Origin of the sequence: Granulosicoccus antarcticus IMCC3135, from assembly GCF_002215215.1 — a bacterium.
In the GTDB taxonomy this organism is placed as follows: domain Bacteria; phylum Pseudomonadota; class Gammaproteobacteria; order Granulosicoccales; family Granulosicoccaceae; genus Granulosicoccus; species Granulosicoccus antarcticus.
In genome coordinates this window covers 7,247,452-7,265,874 of record NZ_CP018632.1, presented here as the reverse complement: position 1 = coordinate 7,265,874, position 18,423 = coordinate 7,247,452, and the positions used below count along the sequence as shown (strand labels likewise).

The following is an 18,423-nucleotide window of genomic DNA, read 5'->3' as shown; positions in this document are numbered from 1 at the left end:
ATTTGACAGCTCTTGTTTGAACAGGGCGCAATAATGACAGACAACACAGTTACTGATCGTATATGACCACAACCACTCTCGACAGTTTCGGCTCCTCTACAACCAGCCCGGTAGCAGCACTGGCAGGTATCAATGACTTTGCTGAGGGGTTTGTTGCCTACCAGACACGTGCGGTCAATGTGTTGGTAACGGCTGACAATCACCCGGATAGTGCGCTGGCCAATATCTACGCGGGCATGTTGTGGATGTTTCTGGAGCGCCCGGAAGCGCCAGAGAAATCAATTCCCTATGCGCAGCGCGCAGAGCGGGCCGGTGGTTTGAATCGTCGTGAGAAGGGCATGTTGTCCTTGCTCGAAGCCTGGCAGCAGCATGATTATCATCACGTGCTGAGAATCGGGGAACAGCTGTGCGGTGAATATCCGCAGGATTTACCGCTGCTCAAAGTCGTGCAGTATCACGCCTTCAATGCTGGCAATGCTGCGCTCATGCTGAAACTGGCCCTGGCCGGTGAGTCAGCCAACGCGCATCGGGCACCCATTCACAGCATGATTGCCTTCGGCTATGAACAATCGCACCAGTTGTCAGCGGCAGAAGCAGCAGCCCACCGTGCGCTGTCGATAGACCCTGATGAGCCGTGGGCCCATCATGCACTGGCGCATGTGCATCTGGGGCGTGGTTCGATTAACGAGGGGCTGTCGATATTATCGGGTAGTTCGGCAAGCTGGGAAGGGCTGAATTCCTTCATGTTTACGCATAACTGGTGGCATGTTGCTCTGTTTGAAATTGCCAATGGGCAAGTGGATGCTGCCTTGAAGATTCATGACCAGCGTTGTTGGGGCATACAGCCGGAATACAGTCAGGATCAGATCGGTGCTGTGTCGTTACTGGCCAGACTGGAGCTGGCTGATGTCGATGTTGGTGATCGCTGGCAGGACTTGCTGCCGTTTCTCGAAACGCGTCAGGACGATGTGGTTCAGCCGTTTTTGAGCCTGCAGTATCTCTATGGATTGGCCAAGGCCGATTCGCCATTGGCGTTAGAGCTGATGACACTGATTCGTGCTCAGGCAGAATCGCCGCATGTGGCACAGGACAGGGCGTTGTGGCAGGAGGTGGGTATTCCGGCCGCTGAAGGGATGTTTGCTCATGCCCGTGGCGATCATGAAACCGCTGCAAGGGAGCTGGGCACCGTCCGTTCATCAATGTGGCGAACAGGTGGTAGTCACGCTCAGCGTGACCTGTTCGAGCAGGTCTTGCTGGATGCCCGGCTACGTTCAGGACAATGGGAGCTGGCGCGCAAAACACTGGAACAGCGTCGTCAGTGGGAACCGGATAGCCCGATTCTGCAACGACAACTCAATGATGTCTATCAGCACCTGGGCTCAAATTAATTATTCCGCGAGCCCTTAGCCCTTAAGGCTGTGTTTTGCCCATTGCCAAGCCGAAAATGGGTGTGAATCGCTGAATCGCTGAATCGCTGAATATCACTAATGAGCTACCTACCTTGAAAGATCGGGTATCAGGGACGTTGCTCACGTTGAATGCGAATCGGGAAAAATCGGATGCCCGATTGATCCAGAGATGGTGCTCCCGGAAAGCCGCGACTGGCTGCCAGTGAATACCAACGAGCCGCATCGCTCAAGGCAGCATTGGCGGCCTCCGGTGCGAACGCCAGCAGGGTGGCTTCACGGGCGAATTCTGCACCCAGTACTACTTGAGCTGCGCGTTCACCTTGTTCTGCCTTGTCAACCAGTTGCTCGTGGGGTAGCTGTTCCAGTTCTTCCTGTTCATCTTCGACAACCGTACGCAATTGTTCCTGCGATTGAATCGGGTTGTTTTGAAGATCTACAGAGGGTGCAAGCGTTGTGACCTGTTCGAGGTTTTCGTCACCTGGAAGTACTAGCGGTCGGTCCAGTGGGCCAGCATCGGTGTCAGCGGCGACAGCCGCCTGAAACACGGTTGTCAGCAGGACTGAAAGAGAAAGACTGGCAGCCAGCGAAAAGGGTAAGCGGGACATGGCGACATGAAAAGCAACAAGTTGATGCTCGATTATGGCCGATACATACCTGTAAAGAGTGGTTTTACGGTGATTCACTAGTCTCTGTCAGGTGGAATTATCGGGTTTGTCACGAAAATTGCAGTTTCAGCTACTGCAATTCCTGTCTTGGTGGCAGGTAACAATCCGAGTGAGAGATCGACACAGATGGCGAACAAGTTCCTGACCAGGCGCGGATATGCGCTGTTTGCAGGCATCCTGCTGCTACTTGCCTTGACGGGTGTTTCCCAAGCGCAGGATACCGGAGGCGATACAAACGATGCGGAGGTGCTTGAAGTGGATGCCGTTGGTGACGGCACAGGCCAGATTGTGGTGGAGCTCAGTGGTACGGCTGCCATAAATCGTGTCACGGAACTGAGCATCAGTCCCAGTCAGGTTGTGACTGATCTTATTGATGTAGGCACATCGACGAGCAAGACTTTCACACTCACACATGCCGGTGCCGACGATGCCCCGGCTATCTCGATTGAGCAAGCCACCCTGTTTGGCACCAGTGCCAATGAGTTCTCCTCCTCTTTCAATGGCTTTGAGACATTGAGTCCGGGTCAATCCATTGAGGTGACAGTGACATTCACACCATTGACAACTGGCGATAAAGCGGCCGGTCTGCGTTTGACTATCAGTGGGGCAACGGCACCTTATGTGGTGCTGTTCACTGGTAGCGCACGGTATCCGTTGACCTCGGACCTGGGGCAGTCGGATAAGACAATCGTTTTTGGTCAGACATTACAGAATTCAGATTCCCAGAAAAACTTCATCCTTACCAACGAGGGCACAGATGAGGGGCCTGCCATTTTTGTTTCAGCCATTCAGCTCAGTGGTACCAATGCGGGCGAATTTACGGTCAATTTTACTCCGACATCGTTGAATCCGGGCGAGCAACTGGACGTCAAGGTTGATCTGAATACTGGTGTGGCAGGATTCAAATCTGCCATAGCCGAAGTCTTTCACGACGGCAATAATGGTGCTTTGGAAGTTGTGTTGGAAGGCACTGTGGTTGAACCTCAGGCTGTGGCAATCAATTTTACCACCAGTACTTTGAATACCAGTCAGAATATTACGCGGGGGACAACATTGCAGTTCGGGCCTGATGGAAAATTGTATGTCGGAGAAATGACCGGCACCATTTACGTGTTTGACGTGACTCGCAATGGCAAGAATAACTATACCGGTACTGTTTCCGACACAATCACTCTGGTCAAGAATACGCAAAATCATGATGATGACGGTACGCCGAATGCGACCAAACAGCGAACCATGACGGGTATTCATGTCACAGGTACTGCGGCGGCGCCCGTGATTTATGCCTCGTCAAGTGACTGGCGACAGGCGGCTGGTCCTTCTGGCACCGATTCCAATCTGGATACCAATTCCGGTGTACTGCACAAACTGACCAAGAATGGTGGCAACTGGACGAAGCAGGACATGGTGCGTGGCCTGCCTCGCTCGGAGGAAAACCATGGTCCTAATGGTCTGGTTAAAGTGGGTAACAAGATCTATCTGAGCGTCGGTGGTCATACCAATCAGGGCGCGCCGTCCAACAACTTTGCAGAATTACCGGAATATGCTCTGTCTTCAGCGGTTCTGGAGATCAATCTGGATACGATCGGTGACTCGACTTATGATTTGCCAACACTGGATGGCCCGTCGGATCAGAACGATCCGTTTGGCGGGAATGATGGTCTCAATCAGGCCATTTTGGAGATAGACGGTCCGGTCAAGATATTTGCCACAGGCTTTCGTAATGCCTATGACATTGTGTATACCGAGACAGGCAGGTTCTATACCTGGGATAACGGTCCTAACGCTGGCTGGGGTGGTGAGCCATCGGGTAACTGCAGCAACAATCTCGTTGAAGTTGGTGCGAGTCATAAGGACGGTCTGCATCTGATCAGCCAGGGCTACTACGCTGGACATCCAAACCCGACCCGTGGCAACAAAGACAACAAGTTTGGCGGTCAGTCACCCATCGAAGGGGATGCGGATCCTGTGGAGTGCAATTACAAGACTCCCGGTCAGAACGATGGATCGCTGGTTGTCAACTCTCCATCAACCAACGGTATCGACGAATATACGGCCTCCAATTTTGCCGGTTCGATGCAAGGCGATTTGATTGCAGCCGCTTTCAACAAGGTGATTTATCGCGTTGAATTCAATGGCAATGGTACAGCGATCACCTCAAATTCCGCGCTTCTGGAAGATCTGGGTACAACACCACTTGATTTGACGGCACAAGGTGATGCGGATGTATTCCCCGGCACCATCTGGGTGGCCGATAACATTGCAAAAGTTATCCATATTCTCGAACCCAGCGATTATTGAAGCGTTAAACCATTGGTTGGCTCATGCCGCTAACAGTTCATTGAGCCGTGGGACGATTGCGGCTTCCAAGCGAGTCTTTCCCAAACTCTACTGGCTGGTGATGCGCGCAAGCTGCAATGTCCCAGCACGGTTTTCATGCAAGAGCAACGTTATGTATTTCGAGAAACGCGTGTTGCATACACTTCGGATAACTGGCCTGCTGGCCACCTTTTCAGTGCTGTCTGCCTGCGGAGGTGGTAGCAGTGGGGACCCAGGTGAGGAGGAAGTGCCTATAACCGACATCACACATTTACCGGCCGCTCGCAACATACTGCCTGAGCTGGCGCGTTCGGAGGCAAGTTTTGAAGGCGTGCATTATTCGGGAAGTGATGCCTGTTCAACCTGCCACAATGATCCGGATATGGTGGTCAGCACGGCTGTCAAGGATGTTACTCGCGATGTTTCCATTGGCACCGCCTGGGAGACCAGCATGATGGCCAATGCCACGCGTGATCCTTACTGGCACGCGGTGGTGGCCGCCGAGCTGGATAACTTTCCAGGCCTGGAAGATACGATCAATGATAAATGCATCGTCTGTCACGCGCCTATGGCGCATGATCTGGCTGAGAAGGAAGGTCTGGACCTGCGTCTGTTCGATAAGGTGTCGGAGGTCGATGGTTCTGTTATTCAGCAGGGGCTTTATTCGATGACAGAAACGGATGAGCTGTTCAACCATGCGATGGACGGTGTCAGCTGTTCTTTGTGTCATCAGATGGATGGTACAAATTTGGGCACTGAAGCCAGCATGAGTGGTGGCTACGAGGTCGTGGGCTCGGTGACCGGCGACAATGATGATCGGCCAGCTTATGGACAATATGCAGATCCGGAAGTCGGCTATATGCGACAGAATGCAGGGTTTCTTGCGCAGCAAGGACTGCACCTGAGTACGTCCGAGAGCTGTGCCACTTGCCATAATCTGAATGTGCATGCCGTCAGCGAAGAAGGTCTTGCTCTGGAGGGTGATGCAGTGTTCGCCGAGCAAGCGGTATACAGCGAATGGGAGAACAGTGACTATGCCGTTGGCGGACCGAAAGAGGCTAATTGCCAATCCTGTCACATGCCGAAGCTCGATGAGGAGGTCATTATTGGCCAGAACGCTCCAGGCAAGCGCCCTGATTTTGCCGAGCACACCTTTCTGGGTGCCAATACCGTCGTCCAGGACATGTTGATGAACTTTGGTGATGAGCTGGGCGTTAAGCCGGGTATGGATTTCGCGGGTTCAATCGCACGCAATCGTGAATTTTTGAAAACTGCTGCAACGGTTACTCTGACCGAAGGAGGGGTGATTGATAACACGCTGAGCTTCGATGTCAACATCGAAAACAATACCGGTCACCGCCTGCCTTCAGGCTATCATTCCCGTCGGGTATACCTGCATGTGCAGGTGCTGGATAGTAGTGGTGAGCAGGTATTCGAAAGTGGCAAAATACGAGCGGACGGCAGCATTGTCGGTGTCTCAGAGGATGTCGATCCGGCGACCTGGGAGATACACTACCAAACCATCACTTCAGAGACACAGGTTCAGGTCTATCAGGCCATAACCGGCAACTCGGACGGCGATCGCACACATTCGGTGCTGGCCAGTAGTTTCTACTTGAAAGACAATCGCTTAACGCCTGCCGGCATGGATAAGAATTCGATCCGTGACGACAATACTCTGCCTGATACCTTCGGCGTATTTGGTGTGGCCATGGACGACGATTCCGACTTCAATAATGGCAAGGATACCGTTACTTATCGGGTGTCGGTGCCGGGTAGTGATATCTATACCGTTTCCGCTGAGTTGCGCTATCAACCGATCAGTTATGGCCATCTTCTGGATCTCTGGACTCAGAGTGAAACAGTTGATCAAGTGGACATGTTTCGTACGATTTACGATGGCACCACACTGCGGGATGAGGTCATCGACACTTCCTCTCAGATCATGCAGTAAGGTGTGTACCGCCCCACTTGCCATCAATGCTGATCAGCTATACTGGTGGAATTGAATCTTTGGCAGAGGTATGGGTCCTACGGGACCCTGCCGTCTGTCTACTTCCAGGAGCCTCACGCAATGCCAGCCATGTCTGCTTTGACATCTCGTTTTTCATTGATAGTCGCTATTTTCCTATCTGTTTCTGCTTTGCTACCCAGCATGGCCCAGGCTCAGGTGGGTAATGGTCTCGAATACCGAATTGGTCCAGAGGATGTTCTGCACATCTCTGTCTGGAAGGAAGAAGACCTGGATCGCAAGGTACTGGTTCGACCCGATGGCGGTATATCCTTTCCTTTGGCCGGCGACATCCAGGTCTCTGGTCGTACGCCTCTGGAAGTGCAGGATGAGATCCGTTCACGCCTGCAACGTTATGTTCCCGATGCCGAAGTCACTGTTTCAGTTGACAAGATTTCCGGTTATACCGTCTTCGTTCTGGGCGAGGTAGAAGCTCCGGGGCAGTTTACCCTTGGACGTTACGTGGATGTCGTCCAGGCTTTGACACTGGCAGGTGGCTTTACACCTTACGCAAGCAACCGCAATATCCAGATCCTGCGCCGTCAGGATGGTCGTGAAGTGACTTATCAATTCGATTTTCGTTCGATTTCTCGCGGACGTGACCTTGATCAGAATATAATCCTGCAAAGTGGTGACGTAGTCCTGGTTCCCTGATCTTTCAGGGACACGCAGGGCTGCGGCTCTGGCTAACCGACTTCGTCACGCATCAGGATCTCATCTATGGCTTCGTTCAACAGGTCCAGGAACAAGGCAGTACGTTGTCTGGCCGTCGCGGGTCTGACGACCTCTGTGGTCTGTCTGCCAGCATTGGCAGATGTCTGGGTATTTGATCCGTCCATCTCGCTGGATCAGCGTCTGGATGACAACTACTACCTGATTGCTGATGCTGACGGCAATCTGGCTGCCACACGTGCGGTGGGTGAGCTGGGTGTGAGTCGAGAATCCCAGTCTGCCAGCTATCGAGGGTTGGCCAGAATCGATGCCCTGCTGACCACAACCAATGACAACGGTGATGAGGGGCTTGATTCTAATCAGTATCTGGCCTTCGACGCCAAATTGCGCTCTGCACGTTCACGCTACGGCGTGCTGGCCAGCTTCAAGCAGGACACCCCCAGTCGTGATATCGCAGCTGATCTGAGTGATACTGACAGTCTGTCCACTGATACCGGTCTGGATGACCTGTCGCAGTCCAGCAATGTGGGGCGACAGGAATATATTATCGAACCAAAATTTGACTATGACCTGTCACGTCGTCTGATACTGACGACCAAGGCAACACTGTCGCAGGTGAATCATGATCTGCCAGATACGCAAGATGCCATTTATCGTCAATATATTGCAGCTTTTCCACGATTGGCAGATGGTAGTTTTGATGGTACGCCGTTGTCCTACAGTGAGGTAACCATTGAAGATGCGGGTAAGCCCTTTACGCCCAGTGGTGAATTGGACGACTACAACGAAAATGAAATTGATATCGGTCTGAGATTCAAGCAGTCGACTATCACGACATTAACGGCAACAGCCTCCTACAGTCACTACACGGCCGAAGTGGAGCCCAACGCGTATGCGATTATCCCTTTCGGGGACCTGGTTTCTGACCCTTCGGAAAAGGATATTCTGCGCAAGCCGAAACGCGATGCCGTATCAACCACAGCAACCTTCAAGCTCGGTTATGAGCGTTCTTTGACGCCTACCTTGAAGTTTGTCGTAGACGGTGGTGTGTACACCAATACAACTGACGAGTCAGATACCTTGAGGGCAGAGGATCGTCCCGGTGAGGAAATACCCCAGGATCTTCTGGATTCTCTGGAGTCGAATAATGATGGCTGGCTGGCCAGTGTCTCCCTGACATACGATGCCGGTCAGACTCGTTATACGGTCAAGTATGCGGTTGATGTCGAACCCAGCAGCTCTGGTTCGCAAGTGGAAACCAATGAATTAACGGGTGATCTGCAGAGAACTATCTCGCCGCGGCTGAATTTTTCCCTGCGTGGACGTGCCTATGAGCCGGATCGGCTGGGCGTCAATCAGGACGATGAGTATGCTCGTCGATTTATCAGTGTCGAACCCAGGATCGAGTGGAAGGCAGCGCGTAACTGGACCATCGCAGCGGCCTATCGCTATCGTCGTCAGAAGGCCAGAATTGCCGCCGCATCTGCCGAGAGTAACGCCATCCTGCTTTCTCTGAAGTACACCTTGCCATCAGAAGTACGGGATGAAGCCAAGGCCAATGGGCTTTGATCTGATCTGAGCCTGACGAGGTCAGAGTTGGCCGAAGGCGGCTATTTGGCCGCCAGCAGGTCCGGCTTCTGGTGCGCAATAAAATCCACGATTTGCATGGATTGCGGATCAAACAGAACGATGCCGCTGGCATAGCGTGCCTGAAACTTGTAGAACTCCACATTCTCAGGCTTGAGTGAGTGCTTCTGCAAGGCCCGCTCAACCACCTCCAATACGCCCTTCTCGGCAAGTTGTTCAATTCCCAGAGCGCCAGCACGCATGGCCGCATGATTCTCGACGACGGATACATACTGGTCGCTGCGTTCCTGAGGGCTGGGATAGCCATTGAACATATCTTCCAGAACCTTGCCATAGCCGCCATCTTCAAGGGATGGCGTTGGTGTCAGCAGTAGTGGCACCTTCAGCATGGCTGTTGGCGGCAAGGGTTGTGGTTGCTGCTCAAGTTCGAGCAGTTGTTGGTTGGCATCCTGGTTGTCTTTCGCAGACAGAGTGTTGAAGCCGTTCTCGGCATAAACGATGGCGACCGTACGCTGCTGGTGAGTGGTGTGAAAACCATAGCCAAGGGCTGCAATCTGAATGGCGGCGACCATGAACATATCCATCATCAGTCCGGGTTTGCCAGGCTTGAACAGGATCAGTGTTAGTGCTGGCCCCAGTATCAGATCGACCATGGCGACCAGTTTCAGACCTTGCCATCCACCATCGACGAAGAACAGTTCTCCGGGAAACCAGTACAGCAGCATCATGGCAACCAGAGTCGAGAAGAAAAGCAGACTCAGTACCAGATGAATGCCAAAGGCACGAGCCCTTGTCGGGTGTGTGATCAATCGGCTCAGGGCGCCTGGCATGTTGTCAGGCTTCGTGAGAGTGTTGCTAGCTTGGTCCACGAACCTCAGTACTCCATGTCAATCTAAACTCTGACGTGAAGCAGTAATCGTGCCATGTGCGAGGTGGTGACGGAATGATCTGTTTCAGTCTCCCGAGGCTGAAACAGAACTCGTTCAGGCCAGAAGCAGGCCGGATTTGATGCCCAGAGTAGCTTCGATGCGACTCAGAAGTTCGCGTTCTGGAGCTGAGACGCGTTCACCGCCAAACCCCAGTATGCTGCCTTCCTTGGCCGCTTCAGCTACTGAACGTGCGACGTTGATTGTCCACTCTTTGTAGACTTTTGCATCGGCTTCACTGCAACGCTCCTCAACCAGTCTTGCGGCTGTACGGCAATCATTCACCGCCATGTTCTGCAGATCTTCACGGTTATGAACATTGGCGGACTTGACGTGTGCCTGAGCCCGCTCACGATAATCGGCCGCTTTCTCTTTAGCCTCCTCCCAGTTTGCAGCTTTGGTGATCAGCTCGCTGATCAGTTCGCTCTCCGGATGGTCGTATTTGGCTTGTGCCGAAGCCCGCATGGTGGCACTCATTTCCTTGATTGTGCCAATGATGCCGCTGGGGGCTGCATTGCTCATGGCAGCTCCAATCAGTCCGGGCATGGCACTGAGCAGAAACCATTCGTCGTCGGTGAAACTGTCTTTGATGGACATGATTGAAAAATTCCGTGTTCTGGCTATTGGGCGTGTAGTAGCAAAAATTCCAGCAGGGCCTTCTGTGCGTGGAGTCGATTGCCGGCCTCTTCCCAGACGACACTCTGAGAGCCGTCAATGACCTCCGCTGACACTTCTTCGCCGCGATGTGCTGGCAGACAATGCATGAACAAAGCGTCCTCATTGGCCAGAGCCATCATCTCGGTGTTGATCTCATAGCCTTCAAAAGCCACCAGGCGGGCCTTCTGTTCCTCTTCTTGTCCCATGCTGGCCCAGACATCAGTGACGATCAGATCAGCACCGGTGCAGGCTTCTGCAGGCGTTGCTGCACGACTGGCATGGTTGCCGGCGTTTGCCAGTATCTGTGCATCCGGCTCGTAGCCATCAGGGCAGGCAAAGCACAGGTGGAAGCCGAGCAGGCGAGCTGTGTTCAGATAGGAATTGCACATGTTGTTGCCATCACCAATCCACGCCACGCGCTTGCCGCTGATATCACCACGGTGATCCAGATAGGTTTGCATGTCGGCCAGTAGCTGGCAGGGGTGTAGCAGATCAGTCAGGGCATTGATAACAGGCACTGTTGCATTTTCACTGAAACGCTCCAGTGACTCGTGCGAAAAGGTGCGTACCGAGATGGCATCGACCATCTGCGACAGTACTCGCGCCGTATCAGCCTGGGGTTCGCCGCGTCCCAGTTGTGTGTTGTCCGGTGACAGGTAGATCGCATGGCCACCCAGCTGCGTCATGCCGGCTTCGAAGGATACGCGTGTGCGGGTAGAGGATTTTTCGAAAATCATGCCCAGCACGCGCTGTGGGAGGGTCACTTCACAGCTGTGAGATTCCCATTGTTTTCGCAGTTCGCTGCCACGCTGGATGATGGCGCGGAATTCGTCTGCCGTGAGATCGTTCTCGGATAGAAAATGTCGCATTTTTTTGGAAACAGTTCAGGCGTTGGAGCCAGCAGAACTGCTTGCTGGAAGGTCGGCGTGCTGCAGGAAGTCGATGATCAGATCGCAAATGCGACGTACGATTTCATCGGCCTCTTCGTTGGTGATGATGAACGGCGGTAGCAGGCGTATGACATTGCCAGCGGTGACATTGAACAGGATGCCGGCATCCAGGCCATTTCTGACCAGTTCGGGGCAGGGTACATCGAGCTCGACACCCAGCATGAGGCCCTGGCCTCTGATCGCACGAACGCCTGGTTGATTATGCAGAGCGCTGTGGAAACCGTCGAGCATGCGCTTGCCCAGTTCATCCGCACGGTTTATCAGATCAAGGCGCTCCATTTCCTGGATAACGGTGAGACCGACTCGGCAGGCAAGCGGATTGCCGCCAAAGGTTGTGCCATGAGTGCCGGGCTGAATCAATTCTGCAGCAGCGCCACGAGCCAGGCAGGCACCGATCGGCATGCCGTTCCCCAGCGCCTTGGCCACGGACATGATGTCCGGTTGTATGCCTTCGTGTTGATGGGCAAACCAGGTGCCGGTGCGGCCCATTCCCGATTGGATTTCGTCGCAAATGAGTAGCCAGTCGTGCTGATCGCACAGTGCGCGCAGTGCCTTGAGATAGCCTTCGTCGGGAATGTTGACGCCCCCTTCGCCCTGAATGGGCTCGACCATGATGGCGACGACGTCATCGCGTTTGCTGGCGACGACCTCAATGGCTGCCACATCGTTGAAAGGCACGATTTCGAAGCCCTCCAGCATCGGGCCGAAGCCTGCCTTGATTTTCTGATTGCCGGTCGCCGAGATAGTCGCCAGGGTGCGGCCATGAAAGGCGGTATCCATGACGATTATGGTGGGTGTTGCAATGCCTTTGGCATGGCCATGCAAGCGTGCGATCTTGATGGCAGCCTCGTTGGCCTCTGCACCTGAATTGCAGAAGAAAGCCTTGTCCATGCCAGATACACGGCACAGTTGTTCGCCAAGCTCTTCCTGCTGGGGAATGTTGTAGACATTGCTGACGTGCATGAGCTCACGAGCCTGGCTGGCAATAGCTTCGGCGATGACAGGGTTAGCGTGTCCCAGAGAACAGACGGCGATGCCGCTCAGTGCGTCCAGATACTCGCGACCTTTGTCATCCCACAGGCGAGCGCCTTCGCCGCGGAGCATGGAAACGGGCAAACGACCGTAGGCGGCCATCAATGAAGCCATCGTAGTAAGGCCTTAAGGGTTGAATAACAGGCGCCTGATACTATTACAGTTGCGCGGACTCGCCAAGCCATCGTTTCAGGGATTGCCTCTGGACAATGACTTGAGCGCAGCTCGTGTAGTCCCTCTCAAAGGCCGGCAGGTTACGGCTGAGAGCAGGGTGACATGCAGATTCTACCATCACGCTCCCCCAAGCTTGCCAAGGCGGAAACTACGGTGAGACCATACGTCGGTAATTCCATCAGTACTGGTATACGGTAATGCCGATGCACAGCGGTCGGTAGCCGGTCTTTTACGGGGCTGGCAAAGAGCCGTTTCCATGATTACCGCCGCCGGTTCGCTGGCGTCGGTTGTTTCGTACAACATTCAAGGAGTTTTACATGTCTTTCACATTCCCAGATCTGCCTTATGACTTCACGGCTCTTGAGCCACATGTGGATGCTCAGACCATGGAGATCCATTACGACCGGCATCACCGCACCTATTTCAACAACTTTACAGGTGCTGTGAACGACACTCCATTGGCTGACAAGTCACTGGAAGAAGTAATGGCTCAGGTTGACTCAAGCACTTCTCCGGCGATTCGTAACAACGGTGGTGGTTACTACAACCACATTTTGTACTGGAACTCCATGTGCAACGGTGGCAGCGCTCCCAGCAGTGAGCTGGCGACAGCTATTGATTCCACATTCGGTTCCATGGCTGAGCTCAAGACTGGCCTGAAGCAGGCTGGTATCACACGCTTTGGTTCTGGTTTTGCCTGGCTGATCGTCAAGAACGGCAAGCTGGAAATCACCTCAACGCCTAACCAGGACAACCCACTGATGTCGGTTGCCGATAGCCAGGGCACTCCGATCCTTGCACTGGATGTCTGGGAGCACGCTTATTACCTGAAGTATCAGAACAAGCGTCCTGACTACATCGATGGTTGGTTGGAAGTAGTTGATTGGGCCAAGACTTCAGAGCGATTCGCTGCCGCATCTGCGAGCTGATCCACGCTTTTTGAGTCAGACCCCCGGCCCCGGGATGTACTGGGGCCGGGGTAGGGCGTTACGTTGCCGGACGGTGTGAATGTTCCGTCCGGCGCGACGCCTCTTGCAGTTTTGCTGGTAACTCCCCAGATTATCCGTCTGCCGAGTGTGCGCACCCATCACTGGGAGTACACTGCCGGCCACTATCTTGATTTTTGACCGTGAGCAAGCAGCATCATGAGTGACCAAGCATCCGACGTCCGTACCCGTATCGAACAGCAAATTTCCGAAAATTCGATAATTCTCTACATGAAAGGCACGCCTCAGTTGCCCATGTGCGGTTTTTCCATGCGCACAGTAGAAGCATTGAAGCAATGCGAACAGGAATTTGCTTTCGTCAATATCATTGCAGACCCTGCGATTCGCGAGACTCTGCCGCAGGTTTCTGACTGGCCAACATTTCCACAGCTGTATATCGAAGGGGAGCTGGTCGGTGGCTGCGATATCGTCATGGAACTGGCCGAAAGCGGCGATTTGAAGAAAATGATCGACAAGGCTGCAGCTCAATCAGCCTGAATTTGACTGAATTAACGGTCAGTCGTGGTCAATCTTGCCGCGGCTGGCTTTCAGTCTTGAGTGTTTTGTCTTGTTGTCCAGTCGCCGTGACACCGAGTTTCGGGTCGGGCGGGTAGGGCGGCGTTTGATCGGGACGTGTACCCCCTCCCTGATCAGTTCGGCAAGTCGTTGCAGAGCATCCGCGTGATTCTGGTCCTGACGACGATGCTGCTGTGCCTTGATCACGATCACGCCATCCTTGGTCAGGCGCTTGTCCTTGATTTGTAACAGTTTTTGCCGGATATGTTCGGGCAGGCTGGATGCATTGACGTCAAAGCGCAGGTGCACAGCCGATGAAACCTTGTTGACGTTCTGGCCGCCAGCACCCTGAGAACGGATAGCCTGCCACTCGATTTCCTCGATGGGAATGGACAGGTTGTCGTTGATCTTCAGCATGATGGCGGCACACGCTCAGCGAGGTACGTAGGAGCCGTCTGCAATAGGCGCTTCAGTACCAGCATTCAGCTCTTCCCAGCGGTTGATCACGGAGCAGAACAGATCGGCTGTCTTGCGGGTGTCGTAGATAGCCGAATGGGCTTCTGCGGTGTCCCATTCCATGCCTGCTGCGACAGCTGAGCGCGCCAACACAGTCTGACCGTAGGCCAGTCCGCAAAACGAGACGGTGTCAAAGCAGCTGAACGGGTGGAACGGGTTCTTCTTGATACCGCAACGATCGGCAGCTGCATTGACAAACTTGAGGTCGAAGAAGGCATTGTGGCCGACCAGGATGGCACGTGTGCAATTGGCAGCAGCGACGGCTTCTCGCACCGGCGTGAAGATATGAGACAGCGCTTCGCGCTCTTCTCTGGCAGCCCGTAGTGGGTGGTAGGGGTCTATTCCATTGACTTCCAGCGACTTGGGTTCGATGTTGCTGCCATCAAAAGGCACAACGTGTGTGGTGTAGCTCTTGACGGGCTTCAGCTGACCATTTTCATCAATTCCCAGCAAAACGGCGGCAATTTCCAGCAAGGCATCATTGCGCTCGTTGAATCCGCCGGTTTCAACATCGACGACAACGGGCAGGTAGCCTCTGAAACGATCACTGAGGGAATAGGCTTGTCCGGGTTGGTACATATACGCTAAGCGCTCCTGAGCGGTGCGAGGGGATGGCAATGGAAAGGTTATCTAAGCGAAGAATGATACACGCAGGTGTAGGTGATACCATCGAACCTTTCCGGAATGCGCGACGTTTTTGCACTGTGCGTGAACTGATACAGCAGTATTTCAACATAGCTTTCCTTATGGGCAAGCCACAGGACCTGCCGAAGGGCCGTGGTCAGCTGAAGATTGGCATCGCTTTGGCCGTGGTCAGCTACGTAATGGCCCTGGCCGTGCCTTTTGGTGTTGAGCGTGCTTTCCTGCAGTCGCTGATCGACATCGGATGCACCGGGCTTGTCATATGGCTTGCCCTGTCAATTGTGGGGCATCCGGGGCGGTTCGAACAAGCCTTTGGTGGGCTTTCCGGAGCCTCTCTGTTCATAAATATGGCAGCTGTGCCGCTATTTGCTCTGAGGCCGGCTTCGCTGGAGCCGGGCGGTGGGGCCGTTGGAACGCTGGCAGATTTCGTATTGCTGGTTTGGGGGCTGTCATTGATGGCACATGTCATCCGTCACACTTTTGAGGTTCGTATGTTCGTCAGTGTTGTCATGTCGCTAGCGTATTTCATTGTGCTGTCGACAGTTATAGGAAGCATCTGGCCAGAGTCACTGGTAAATGTTGAGCCTGACGAAGTGTCGCTTCAGGGCGCAGCACCGACTACATCGCTTGGGGGGCAGGGAGGAACACAATGGATCATTACTGCGTGAGTATGTCCGGCTCGACTGGCGAGAATGCTATGATTCTGTTCCTTCCTGTCATATCAGTAAGCTGCAAAACATCCTGTGTCAGCCTCCGTTCGACAAAGTGCTGTATTAGCTGCACGTCTGGCCCGTCGTGCCATCGCCTGCAATGAGCCGAGAACACGAAAAGCGGTTGCGGGCGATAACATGGTAAAGCCTACCGATGGAGGCTCAGGTGACGGTAAAGTGACGCCGCCTGTGTCCATCAGGCCGCTGGATATTCTGGTGCCCGCCGAGATTGATCGCTACACCATTGGCCGCCGTATTGGCAGTGGCACCTGCGGTGTTGTTCATCAGGCTCTGGATAATCTTCTGGGCCGTGAAGTAGCGGTCAAGCTGTCGCCCATTGGCGAAGCCCATGTTTCCTCGGGCAAGGTGCCTGGTGCGCAGCGGGCTTATCAAACAGAGATCATAGCCGCCGGACGTTTGACACACCCCAATATCGTGACGGTTTATGACGCCGGACAGTACGAGGAGTTGAACTACCTTGTCATGGAGGTGGTGGAAGGCAAGTCGCTGAAGGAATATGGCAAGGGCAAGACATTGTTGCCTGTGCACGAGGCGCTGAGAGTTATCGCTGAATGCTGTGCCGCCCTGGATTATTCGCACAAGCAAGGTATCTTGCATCGCGACATCAAGCCGGCCAATATCATGCTGGCTAACAATGGCGTGGTGAAGCTGCTGGACTTTGGTATTGCGGTTGGGCTGAAGGAAGATGGCGAACTGAAACGCAAAGGACCGACACTGGGAACACCCAATTACATGTCACCAGAGCAGATTCTGGGGCAGGAGCTGGGGCCGGAAAGTGATTTTTACTCGCTTTCCACGGTGCTGTTTGAGTTGTTGACCGGTCGCCAGCTTTTCAAGGCAAGCAAGGTCAAGGACCTGTTTCGCCTGGTTGTGCATCGAACTGCGCCGCAACTACGGCAAATACGCCCTGACTTGCCTGCTGAGTTATCCGAAGTGCTGGCAAAATCTCTGCAGAAAAAGCCGGAGGCACGTTACCAGACGGGGCAGGAACTGGCGCATGCATTACAGCCTTTCATCGAGAAATTCGGTTTGGCGACGCGTCGCCCGGCCGCCTGGAAGAAGTTGGTCAGTCGCTTGAAACGACAGTCGTTCTTTCTGTCTTTCTCTGACGGGGAGATCAGTCAGCTTCTGAGCAAGGTGCGCGTACGTAGTTTCAAAAGGGGCGACACACTGGTGGCTGCCGGTAACTCACAGCGCTGCCTGCTCATCCTGACCGATGGTATTGCACAAGTCCGTTATCACAACAAGTTCGTACGGGTATTGGCCGACGGTGCCTGTTTTGGAGAAGCACGATTTATCAACGGTATATCGGAGTCCCACTCGCTGCGGGCTCTGACGGATGTCAAAGCTCTGGAGTTGTCCGCGGATGCACTGAGTGATTTGCCGCCCAAGATCCACTTGCATTACTACCGATATATTTCGGATCTGCTGGAAACGAAAGCTTCCATTGCCACTGCCGCGCAGGTCGATATCAGCCTGTAAGGGCTCGTCCAGTCTTTAATGCAGAGCCCCCTGACCCCGAGTCCGGGATCAGGGCTCTGCACGATTGGGTCAGCCGGATAAATCAGGCTTCGTTGCTGTTATGTCGGCGGGCTTGCAGAGTTTTTTCCCACTCCAGTGACGTTCTGACGATGGTATCCAGGTCGTCAAAGCTGGGCTTCCAGTCAAGTGTGCGATGTATCTTGTCGACTGCTGCGATAAGAGCCGGTGGGTCGCCCGCACGTCGAGGCTGTTCAATCACCTTGATGGCGGAGCCATGGACACGTTCAACGGCATCAATGACTTGTCGAACACTGAAGCCGTGTCCATAGCCGCAGTTGAGTAGCGTGGAATCGCCACCATTGCGCAAGTAATCAAGAGCTGCCAGGTGAGCGCCGGCCAGATCGGTGACGTGAATATAGTCACGTACGCCGGTACCATCTTCGGTCGGGTAGTCAGTACCGTAGACATACAACTGCTCTCGCTTGCCCAGAGCGACTTCGGCGGCAACCTTGATGAGCAGGGTTGCTTCAGGTGTGGACTGACCGATACGACCGTCGGGATCAGAGCCAGCCACATTGAAATAGCGCAGCACGACATGCTTCAGATCGGTGGCCGCACTCAGATCACGCAGCATGGCCTCGGACATCAGCTTCGAGGTGCCATAGGCATTGATAGGGGCCGTCGGCAGTTCTTCGTGACAGGCTGCGATGCTCTCGTCAGGCACACCATAGGTGGCGGCTGTTGATGAAAATATGAAGTTGCTGACACCGTTGTCCTGGCAGGCTTGCAGCAGGTTGCGCGTGCTGCAGGTATTGTTGGCGTAGTACTTCAGCGGATTTGATACGCTTTCGGGTACGATGGTGTGTGCAGCAAAATGCAGAACGGTATCAATGCCCTTGTCAGCAATAAGCTTGCTGACCAGCTCCATATCGCCGGTTTTACCGACAACGAGTTCGCCATACAGGACGGCGTCAGCATTGCCGGTAGACAGATCATCGAGTACGACGACGGTTTCACCGCGTTCACCCAGCAGTTTGACAACATGACTTCCGATATAGCCGGCACCGCCGGTGACGAGTATGGGCTTGTTTTTCATTATTGAGGATGATCGCTGTGAGTTATGAGAAATCGAGTGTCATTGTATCCCT

The 18,423-nt window shown here is 53.8% G+C and carries 17 protein-coding genes; 9 read left to right on the top strand and 8 right to left on the bottom strand.

What is annotated here, in order from left to right; translation table 11 throughout:
* Positions 1-62 precede the first annotated feature (62 nt).
* Complete coding sequence (locus IMCC3135_RS31510) at positions 63-1,388, top strand: tetratricopeptide repeat protein (RefSeq protein WP_088921201.1); 1,326 nt, start codon at positions 63-65, stop codon at positions 1,386-1,388.
* A 128-nt stretch (positions 1,389-1,516) separates the two neighbouring features.
* Here IMCC3135_RS31510 and IMCC3135_RS31505 read toward each other — a convergent pair whose 3' ends face one another.
* Positions 1,517-2,092 carry a hypothetical protein gene (locus IMCC3135_RS31505; RefSeq protein WP_157736463.1) on the bottom strand — a complete coding sequence of 192 codons (576 nt, stop codon included), beginning with the start codon at positions 2,090-2,092 and terminating at the stop codon, positions 1,517-1,519.
* A 108-nt stretch (positions 2,093-2,200) separates the two neighbouring features.
* Here IMCC3135_RS31505 and IMCC3135_RS31500 point away from each other — a divergent pair, with 108 nt between their 5' ends.
* From IMCC3135_RS31500 to IMCC3135_RS31485, 4 genes are all read left to right on the top strand, one after another.
* On the top strand, positions 2,201-4,375 hold the full coding sequence (locus tag IMCC3135_RS31500) for a choice-of-anchor D domain-containing protein (RefSeq protein ID WP_157736462.1): 2,175 nt from the start codon (positions 2,201-2,203) through the stop codon (positions 4,373-4,375).
* 169 nt (positions 4,376-4,544) lie between these two features.
* Positions 4,545-6,347, top strand: a complete 1,803-nt coding sequence (locus IMCC3135_RS35145; protein WP_236994698.1) for a cytochrome c family protein — start codon at positions 4,545-4,547, stop codon at positions 6,345-6,347.
* Between the two features lie 129 nt (positions 6,348-6,476).
* On the top strand, positions 6,477-7,058 hold the full coding sequence (locus IMCC3135_RS31490; RefSeq protein WP_236994697.1) for a polysaccharide biosynthesis/export family protein: 582 nt from the start codon (positions 6,477-6,479) through the stop codon (positions 7,056-7,058).
* 66 nt (positions 7,059-7,124) lie between these two features.
* The gene (locus tag IMCC3135_RS31485; protein ID WP_088921196.1) at positions 7,125-8,645 is read left to right on the top strand and encodes a hypothetical protein; all 1,521 of its coding nucleotides are present in this window, start codon (positions 7,125-7,127) and stop codon (positions 8,643-8,645) included.
* A gap of 41 nt (positions 8,646-8,686) precedes the next feature.
* Here the strand turns inward: IMCC3135_RS31485 and IMCC3135_RS31480 are convergent, their stop codons facing one another.
* From IMCC3135_RS31480 to IMCC3135_RS31465, 4 genes are all read right to left on the bottom strand, one after another.
* Positions 8,687-9,532: a hypothetical protein gene (locus IMCC3135_RS31480; protein ID WP_157736461.1), complete on the bottom strand. Its 846-nt coding sequence runs from the start codon at positions 9,530-9,532 to the stop codon at positions 8,687-8,689.
* Between the two features lie 114 nt (positions 9,533-9,646).
* Positions 9,647-10,186 (bottom strand): hypothetical protein, encoded by a 540-nt coding sequence (locus IMCC3135_RS31475; RefSeq protein WP_088921194.1) that lies wholly within the window; start codon positions 10,184-10,186, stop codon positions 9,647-9,649.
* A gap of 23 nt (positions 10,187-10,209) precedes the next feature.
* Positions 10,210-11,115 (bottom strand): ornithine carbamoyltransferase, encoded by a 906-nt coding sequence (gene argF, locus IMCC3135_RS31470; protein WP_088921193.1) that lies wholly within the window; start codon positions 11,113-11,115, stop codon positions 10,210-10,212.
* A gap of 15 nt (positions 11,116-11,130) precedes the next feature.
* Complete coding sequence (locus IMCC3135_RS31465; protein WP_088921192.1) at positions 11,131-12,342, bottom strand: aspartate aminotransferase family protein; 1,212 nt, start codon at positions 12,340-12,342, stop codon at positions 11,131-11,133.
* A 377-nt stretch (positions 12,343-12,719) separates the two neighbouring features.
* On the opposite strand from IMCC3135_RS31465, the gene IMCC3135_RS31460 reads away from it, so the two are divergent.
* Positions 12,720-13,331 carry a superoxide dismutase gene (locus IMCC3135_RS31460; RefSeq protein ID WP_088921191.1) on the top strand — a complete coding sequence of 204 codons (612 nt, stop codon included), beginning with the start codon at positions 12,720-12,722 and terminating at the stop codon, positions 13,329-13,331.
* Positions 13,332-13,547: 216 nt separating this feature from the next.
* Positions 13,548-13,886, top strand: a complete 339-nt coding sequence (gene grxD, locus IMCC3135_RS31455) for a Grx4 family monothiol glutaredoxin (RefSeq protein WP_088921190.1) — start codon at positions 13,548-13,550, stop codon at positions 13,884-13,886.
* 18 nt (positions 13,887-13,904) lie between these two features.
* On the opposite strand, the gene arfB is transcribed toward grxD, so the two are convergent.
* Together arfB and rnt are read right to left on the bottom strand one after the other, a co-directional pair.
* Entirely contained in the window at positions 13,905-14,321 is a 417-nt protein-coding gene (arfB, locus tag IMCC3135_RS31450; RefSeq protein ID WP_088921189.1) for an alternative ribosome rescue aminoacyl-tRNA hydrolase ArfB, read from the bottom strand.
* Between the two features lie 15 nt (positions 14,322-14,336).
* Complete coding sequence (rnt, locus tag IMCC3135_RS31445) at positions 14,337-14,999, bottom strand: ribonuclease T (protein ID WP_088921188.1); 663 nt, start codon at positions 14,997-14,999, stop codon at positions 14,337-14,339.
* Between the two features lie 167 nt (positions 15,000-15,166).
* On the opposite strand from rnt, the gene IMCC3135_RS31440 reads away from it, so the two are divergent.
* Both IMCC3135_RS31440 and IMCC3135_RS31435 read left to right on the top strand, forming a co-directional pair.
* Positions 15,167-15,730 carry a hypothetical protein gene (locus tag IMCC3135_RS31440; protein WP_157736460.1) on the top strand — a complete coding sequence of 188 codons (564 nt, stop codon included), beginning with the start codon at positions 15,167-15,169 and terminating at the stop codon, positions 15,728-15,730.
* A 75-nt stretch (positions 15,731-15,805) separates the two neighbouring features.
* Complete coding sequence (locus IMCC3135_RS31435) at positions 15,806-17,275, top strand: serine/threonine-protein kinase (protein ID WP_088921186.1); 1,470 nt, start codon at positions 15,806-15,808, stop codon at positions 17,273-17,275.
* A gap of 82 nt (positions 17,276-17,357) precedes the next feature.
* Here IMCC3135_RS31435 and galE read toward each other — a convergent pair whose 3' ends face one another.
* Positions 17,358-18,371, bottom strand: a complete 1,014-nt coding sequence (galE, locus tag IMCC3135_RS31430; protein ID WP_088921185.1) for a UDP-glucose 4-epimerase GalE — start codon at positions 18,369-18,371, stop codon at positions 17,358-17,360.
* Positions 18,372-18,423: the final 52 nt, after the last annotated feature.